This window comes from candidate division TA06 bacterium, from assembly GCA_016208585.1.
Lineage (GTDB): Bacteria > Edwardsbacteria > AC1 > AC1 > EtOH8 > UBA5202.
This window is the reverse complement of the sequence record JACQXR010000145.1, coordinates 1-5,975: the sequence shown is the minus strand read 5'-3', so window position 1 is coordinate 5,975 and position 5,975 is coordinate 1. Positions and strand designations below refer to the sequence as shown.

The following is a 5,975-nucleotide window of genomic DNA, read 5'->3' as shown; positions in this document are numbered from 1 at the left end:
CGTGATCAGTCAAAAGGTTTTACCTTATCCCGTATTGTCACATTAACAAAACGCCAAGAACGCATCCTTAAAGCTGTATCTCCTCAGCTCCTCAAAGGACTGTAGTGTATATTTATGCTACGGAATTCAGGTATATCATCTCCAGGGAAAGTATGAACAGGCCATTGCCCACTGCCGCAGCAAGCTTGCACTGTCGACGACTATGGGGGATCGGGTCGGAATCTGCTACACCCTGGGAAACCTGGGCAATGCCCTGGACGAACTGGGCCGGATCGACGAAGCCCTGGCTTGTTTCCGGCAATATTACGATCTGGCGCTGTCCCTGGGAGACAAGCTCAACCTGAGCCGCGCCTTTAGCAACCTGGGCAAGATCTTCGAGAAAAAAGGACAGCCTGCCCAGGCCCTGGACCAATATGACAAAGCCATCACCCTGGCCCGGGAGCAGGGGCTGGGTCAGGAACTTTGCGAGTTCCTGCACCTCAAGGCCGGCTTCCTGCACCGCACCGGAAAAACCGCATCCGCCGATGAGTTCAACCGGCAGGCCTGGGATCTGGCCCAGCACTTGAACAGCCCCGGCCTGATGTTGATGGTCCGGATTCAAAAGTCGGAGCTGCTGGCGGAGACCGATCCCGGGGCGGCCCTGGCCCTGCTGGGGAAACTGGATCCACTGGACGAATCCGACCGGGCCGAGATAGCATACCTTACCTACCGGGCCGATGGAAAGGAAGCCCGGCGGCAGAAAGCGCTCGAGCTCTACCGGGAGCTCTGCCGTTTGGCGCCATGCGTGAAGAACAAGGAGCGACTGGCCGAGCTGGAGCAGGGACCGGTTTCATTGCCGGACAACTGCGGAGCGTAATAAAACCAGGTTGGTTCAGAACAAAACGGGGGGCTTGTTACAAGCACCCCGTTTTGTTCTCTTTTAATCTGCTCGCTACATGTTAAGTTTTTTAAATATCGCCTTCAACGATTCCCCGTCCGGTATCAGCAAAAAATACCCTTGAAGTTTGATCTGCTTGTCCATGAACCGGAACTCGTTCTTGATGGAGATCACCATGTCCCAGTGCTCCTGGTGGGACGAAAAAGACTGGCCGCCGGCATCCCTGGGGTCGCGGATTTCCAACCTCGGCGCGGTGGGTATCACCATCACTCCCAAAAGCTCGCCCAGGGCATTCATATAGGCGCAGGTCATGATGTTGGAGGTTTCCTTCAGCGCCGATTCCTCCAGCTGGCCTAATGAAACTGGTTTTATTGATTCCACCCGACCCAGCACCCGGTTGGCAAATTCCATCGCATCGCGCTCGGTGAACAACAGCAGGGATTCTCCCGTGATGTCGCCGGAAATCCCCACCGTCACGCAGGCTATCTTCTGGCCGGGGAGAGCCAGTGCGGTCAGCGCTTCACCCAGCGGCTTGACCTCGATCACCGGCACGTCTATCAAAATTATCTGCTGAGCCAGTTCCGAGAGGGCGGTGGCGGCATGTCCGGCTCCGATATTGGACACCTCTTTAAGCGCGTCTAAGTGCCGGGGGTCCAGTTTTTTTATGTCCATAGGGAATAGTTAAGCCTAAAAAGGAATTAATATCAACTGTTTTTTTGTTCTTCGGACCTACGTTTCGGCCGCCACTACGCCAGTTATCAGAACAAGCCCCCCGGCGATCAGGCCCGGGGTTGGCGCTTCTTTCAGGAATATCAGCCCGGAGATTATGGTCACCAGCGGTATCAAATATACCAAGGCCCCCAGCCGGGCCGCCTCGGTTTTCTTTAACGCCCAGGACCATACCAGAAATCCAAAGATGGTGCAGATCAGGCTCAGGAACAGCAGAGCGCCCCAGCCCTTTGGGGAAATGGCGGCCATCGTCTTAATGGGCGGCATTAAAAAAAACAACGGCAAACTGCCCCAGATCACGGCCGACATGGTGATCAGGTTCGGGTCGTGGCGGTGGACCATCGGCTTTCCCACTATGGTGTAGATGGCCCAGGAGAGCGGGGCCCCGAAGGTGATCAGCACGCCCAAAAGATAATTGAAGTTGATGGCTTCCCCAGCCCCCCAGCGGACCACGATGAAAAGTCCGATGAAAGCCGTAATGATCCCGCCCAGCTTTTTGGCGGTGATCTTTTCCTTTAAGGCCAGGTTCGAGGCGATCAACGTTAAAGTGGGGGAGAGGCCCACTATCAGGCTGGCGGTGCCGGCCGCTATCTTGGACTCGCCGTAATTCAGGGCCAAGTTATATCCCAACACGCCGGTGACGCCGTAGAGCGCGATGCCCGGCCACTCCTGGCGCCATGCCGAAAATATCTTTTGCGGTTTATAGATCACAAACATCATCGCCAGCATCAGCAGGGCGGCCGGCAGATATCTGAGGACCGTCAGCTGCATGGGATCCAAGCCTTCCTGGTCCAGCAGATATTTTATGGCCACGAAGGCGTTGCCCCAGAATATCACCACCAGGGCCAGCAGTATTATGAATATAACTTTTTTCATCTTTTGTTTTCGGATTACTGTCTCTGGCGATGGAATCCCTAAATGATTTTCCGTTTTTCCTGCCTGCCTGCCGCAGTGTTGAACGAAGGAGGAAGCCACAGCGAAGGCAAGGCTTCCTTGTATAGGCGGATGTTCTCATCTCCACGCCCAGCCGGTAAAACAGGGAGAACGGTCATAACAGCAGTATCTTTATGAAATCAAAAAAGTCATCACGCTATAGGATAACCCAAACCGGTAAAAAAAACAAGCAAATTCTACACAGGGAATTTTTGATGTAGCAAATAAAAAAGGCCGAAATTCAAAAAACTTCGGCCTTTTTGAAAACAATGGGTTTATTTTTACCTCAGCACCACCATCTTCCTGGTGCTGTTAAACTCACCCGAAGCCAGGCGGTAGAAGTAAATGCCAGCCGTTATCTGCCGACCAGCTTCATCCTTGCCGTCCCATTTGACATTGTATGGCCCGGGATTTTGGCTTTCGCTGACCAGGGTTTTTACCACTTGCCCCAAGGTGTTGTAAACCTTCAAACTTACCTGCCCCGGTTTTGCCAATTGATAATTGATCATTGTTGATTGTTGGCAGGGATTGGGGGAGTTCTGCATAAGCGCGTAGCTATAGGTGGCAGTTACAGGTTTTGATTCCGTGGTTTGCGTTCCACCGCCCTTGGCCTGGTCGCAGTCCTTCTCGTATTCTTCGATTGACAATACGGCGCAGACGGCATACTCGCCTTTTTGCTTGTCTATGGCAATTTCAACCTGGCCGTCGCTGTAAAGATTTGGCATCAACCAGCGTTTGAATTCGGCCTTTTCTTTGGGTTTTAGGTTTGCCACATCGAACTGCTGGCCATCCACTTTCATCTTTTGCTGAATCCGGTCGTTTGATTCGTGGTAGTAAACGGCCTTTAGCATGTAGTACCTGGCCGGATCAAGGCCGGTAAACGAGTATTTTAGCTGGGTGGGGTGATAGTCAACCGTCAAGTCGGGCGTTTGCCCGTAGTTGAAGGTGCCCTCCTTTTGAATGGTGTAAACCATAGCTTCTTCGGTGCCAAGATCTGCGTAGAAATAGGGCACCGGTTCAACTGGCTGTGAACACATTTTCACCGGTAAACGTGGAACTGCTTTACTCTTTGTTGTTAATGTATCTTCCGTCCAAAGGATGTAAAGCTTTGACTTGGGCCACACCTGGCTGAAGGCCGCCGAAGGATATTTTGAGATGCCGCCGGAAGCGTAGGAAATATTGCGTTCATATTGCGTCCAGCCGTTGTCATATTCCCCGTGCCAAAAGATGTCATAATCACTGCCGGTGGTATTCTTGGAATAAACATACTGACCGTTGGCGGCCACCACCGGAAAATCGGCATTCTTGCTGTCGGGGTAGGAAATGACCTGTTTTTCGCCCCACCCCAAAGGCCCCTTGTTTCTCTTGGCGATTTGATAGACACCGGGTGCAATCTCCTCCTGCCAGACGACCGAGGTTCTGTCGCCATAGGCATCCACTATGGGGTGAATGCCGTTTTCGCTAAGTTCTAGTTGCCCGGCCTCATCGTAATAATACACCTTGCCGTTGCGGCTCCAGGTTACCTTGAGGTTGCCTGTGCGGTCAAGAGACAATGACGGCGATTTGAAGGCGCCGGCGCCGCCCTGATCTATGGGTGTTGGGGCAAGCTGGCCTGCACCGCCGGGGGTATAGGGCGAGATATAAACCGCAGAACCCCGCGCCCCTTCGTCCACCCAGCCCAGGTATGAGTTGTTGGTCTTTTGGTCAAGCACGTAAGACAAATAGGAAACCTCCGACCCGGCGGGCCCTGTGTAAATAAGTTGAGGCGCGCCCCAAACATCAGAGCTATGTTCGGAATAATACAGTTCATTGACCTTTGACCAGCAAACCGAAGGTGTTTGGTTGGAGTTAAGTTCTATGGCCGGGTTTTTACCTTCGCCCACTGCTGCCTGGGTTGGCCAGGTTTCACCGTCGTCGGTGAAAGCGGTGTAATAGACAGAATCGTTGGAAGCAAAAACCACGTGCAGTTTGCCGGTGTTGTCTATGACAATCTTTTTACCGTTGGAATGGGCTGTGGCTTCCTGGGTGGTGGAGTAGGCAACGATGGGGTCGTCGGTAACGGGCGGGTAGAGAACTTTAGCGTTGGAATAAATTGTGGCTTTTCCGTCATTAACACGGATACGATAGCCGCTGCCGGAAGCATTTGGCAAATGTTGATAATCATATGTTGTGACTGTTGTGCCAACCAATAAATCAGACCAAGTTCCGGTTGTATAAGGTTCTTTTACTTGGAGCGTGTACGTAACAGGGTAAGTGCCTTTAGTGCAGCCCCAGGAAAGAAAGGTATAACCAACGGGAACTTTTGCAGTTGCATTGGGATCATAATAGCCGCTTATGGTGGCAGACGTGGGCGCTAAATATGGCCCTAAAACGGTATATTGAAATACAGCTGAACCCGGAGCACAGGGTTTATAGCCAACATATTCGCCAGCTATTGTCCACAACTCGTAAACGTATGTTTGCAATTGACAGCCTGAAGCTGTGGCAGTGCCGGGAACTACCTGACACCACGGCATTGCGAAGTTGGGGCTTGCCGCCGAATAGCCGTTTGAGCCATAACCACGGCCCCACATATACGGGGTAGATGAGAAATATGCGGGGAATGATGCATCGCGCCGAACGTCATACCTTTTGACAATATAAACACCGTCGGCAATGCCAGGGACGCCATAAAAGGCCATTTTGTATGTGCCTGTATTGCCTACCGATGAACCGCTGCTGGCCGACGACTGGTTGAAACAATAATTTGGCCCAAGCATCTCCAATGCCCTTCGGGCATTGATGCGGCCCGTGCCATATAATTGATCAAAGCCCGGATCACCCTTATCATCTGCAGAAATCCTTATGATTTGCTCAATGTCGTCATTAGATAATGAGCCATTATACCCTTTTAGCAACGAAGCTAGCCCGGTTACAAAAGGCGCGGCCATTGATGTGCCGCCGGCATAATCATATAACCTGTAATACGGCGGGAATGGGGACATGGTTGAGTAAATACACCTGGGATTATACAGACCTACATCGCCGCATTCATAACCGCCCGGAGCTACCACATCTATGTGTGAACCATAATTTGAATAGCTTGACCTACCGTCATATTGTCGGTAGCGCCCACGGCGATTATCCCCTGACCGAATGCCGCCGGATACTTGGGTGACGAAGTATTATTATTGCCCATAGATACTACAGCCACCCTGTTCATCTTATAAGCATAAGAAAAAGCGCTTCTGATAATTGTAGAGTAAGTTGCTCCACCCCAACTGTTATTTAAAACATGGCAGCCCTGGTTTACAGCATCCACAATGGAATTATATATTGCGGTATTATCACTAAAATCTAAACGTTTAGAATAGATGCTTGCATTCCAATCAACGCCTACTATTCCTTTACCGTTATTTGCAATTGCCGCCGCTATGCCTGCCACATGCGTTCCGTG

5 protein-coding genes are annotated in these 5,975 nt (G+C 51.5%); 1 reads left to right on the top strand and 4 read right to left on the bottom strand.

Annotated elements, in window-relative coordinates:
- Positions 1 to 73 precede the first annotated feature (73 nt).
- A complete protein-coding gene (locus HY768_10680; protein MBI4727662.1) occupies positions 74 to 856 on the top strand; it encodes a tetratricopeptide repeat protein in 783 nt (260 codons plus the stop codon).
- Positions 857 to 931: 75 nt separating this feature from the next.
- Here the strand turns inward: HY768_10680 and HY768_10675 are convergent, their stop codons facing one another.
- The 4 genes from HY768_10675 to HY768_10660 form a co-directional block, all read right to left on the bottom strand.
- A complete protein-coding gene (locus HY768_10675) occupies positions 932 to 1,549 on the bottom strand; it encodes a chemotaxis protein CheC (GenBank protein ID MBI4727661.1) in 618 nt (205 codons plus the stop codon).
- Between the two features lie 57 nt (positions 1,550 to 1,606).
- Positions 1,607 to 2,482 (bottom strand): DMT family transporter, encoded by an 876-nt coding sequence (locus HY768_10670; GenBank protein ID MBI4727660.1) that lies wholly within the window; start codon positions 2,480 to 2,482, stop codon positions 1,607 to 1,609.
- Between the two features lie 338 nt (positions 2,483 to 2,820).
- Positions 2,821 to 5,523 carry a T9SS type A sorting domain-containing protein gene (locus HY768_10665; GenBank protein MBI4727659.1) on the bottom strand — a complete coding sequence of 901 codons (2,703 nt, stop codon included), beginning with the start codon at positions 5,521 to 5,523 and terminating at the stop codon, positions 2,821 to 2,823.
- Positions 5,524 to 5,594: 71 nt separating this feature from the next.
- A partial coding sequence (locus tag HY768_10660; protein MBI4727658.1) for a S8 family serine peptidase occupies positions 5,595 to 5,975 on the bottom strand: 381 nt, incomplete at its 5' end.

Coding starts and splice junctions, on each gene's coding strand:
- HY768_10675 (MBI4727661.1), bottom strand. CDS start 1,549: ATGGACATAAAAAAACTGGACCCCCGGCACTTAGACGCGCTTAAAGAG.
- HY768_10670 (MBI4727660.1), bottom strand. CDS start 2,482: ATGAAAAAAGTTATATTCATAATACTGCTGGCCCTGGTGGTGATATTC.
- HY768_10665 (MBI4727659.1), bottom strand. CDS start 5,523: ATGTCCCCATTCCCGCCGTATTACAGGTTATATGATTATGCCGGCGGC.